This is a genomic window from Plesiomonas sp. (assembly GCF_051650925.1).
GTDB lineage: Bacteria > Pseudomonadota > Gammaproteobacteria > Enterobacterales > CAMTGL01 > Plesiomonas.
Genome location: NZ_JBOFRH010000471.1, coordinates 1 through 1,445, shown reverse-complemented (window position 1 = coordinate 1,445; position 1,445 = coordinate 1). Strand labels below are relative to the sequence as shown.

The window sequence follows — 1,445 nt, the reverse complement described above, 5'->3', positions numbered from 1 at the left end:
ATGTCTGGATATAACGCAAATCGTATTTCACCCGCATTTCCATTTTATCCACGGTATCGGTTTCACCACGAAAACCGTTGATTTGCGCCAGCCCCGTAATGCCCGGTTTCACCATATGACGCACCATATAGCGGTTAACGATCGCCCGATACTCTTCGTTATGCGCTACCGCATGAGGGCGCGGACCAACAATCGACATCGAGCCTTGCAGCACATTAAAAAACTGCGGTAATTCATCTAACGAGGTTCGACGAATAAATGCGCCAAATCGGGTAACCCGTGGATCATTACGCGTCGCCTGTACCACTTTATCTGAGTTTTCCATAACTTTCATGGAACGAAACTTCCAGACTTTGATGCATTTTCCGCCTAAGCCATAGCGGTCTTGCTTAAATAGCACCGGCCCCGGTGATGATAATTTCACGCCGATAGCCACAAACAATAAAACCGGTGAAATCAGCAGTAAAATCAACGCCCCTACGATAATATCTTCCGCCCGTTTGATAAAACCACCAATACCATCAAATGGCGAGCTAAATACGCTCAACGTACTGATATTACCGACCGATTTGGCTACCGTATGGTGCAAACTGTAGGCATACAGATCCGGTACAATATACGTTTCTACCGTAGTGTCTGACAATTGGTCCAAATAGTGATTAATTCTGCTTCGCGCTTCTAACGGTAACGCAATATAGACTTCGTCGACTTTCCCTTCGTTAATCAGGCGAACTAATTCAGCGCAATTGCCTAATATTGGTTTGCGTGATTTATAACCAAAACGATTAGAATCACGATCATCAAAAAAGCCGATATTACGCAGACGCAATGCTTTATTTTCATCCAATTCTTTTTCTAGCGCCAACCCAATACCGGTAGCGCCAAGGATCGCCACATTACGCACGTTGATGCCATATTGCACCATCAGTAAGTTAAGGCCGTAAATCACCACGCGCGATAATAATGATCCCATCACCGGCAAACTGAGCCACAGCGCGGCCTCACGAACCGAGACATCGGCATAGCCTTCGGCAAGAAAATCGATGTAATGCATCATCAAGAACAGCAAAAAGGCGGTGATCACCCATGCTGTCACCACTTTAAATAAGCAGTGGGTCAGATGCTGACGAATATTTTCCCGATACACGCCCACATTACCGGCAACCAGTAAAAAGCAGAGTGTAATCAATATGCTGACATCTGTGCGATCGGCAATTTTTTCGCCAAACTCATGAAAGTTCAGTAAATAATTGGTGACAACTACATCACAAACAAAAGGGACGACCCCGTAGCCATTTTTGACGAATTTTATGATATTTCTGTTCATCTTCAGCGCCTGCTGTAAGCGTTAGCTTCTATACAGTCTGTTTGCTTTCAGAGATGCGAGTCCCATACATTTCCGCTCACAAACACTCTTTTACGATCACGTTTTGTTACCATTTGCT

General features: G+C 44.8%; 1 protein-coding gene. It reads right to left on the bottom strand.

What is annotated here, in order from left to right; translation table 11 throughout:
• Window positions 1-1,327, bottom strand: a 1,327-nt coding sequence (locus ACRC27_RS11445; RefSeq protein WP_438639916.1) for an undecaprenyl-phosphate glucose phosphotransferase, incomplete at its 3' end; no start/stop codon positions are given.
• Between the last annotated feature and the right edge of the window lie 118 nt (window positions 1,328-1,445).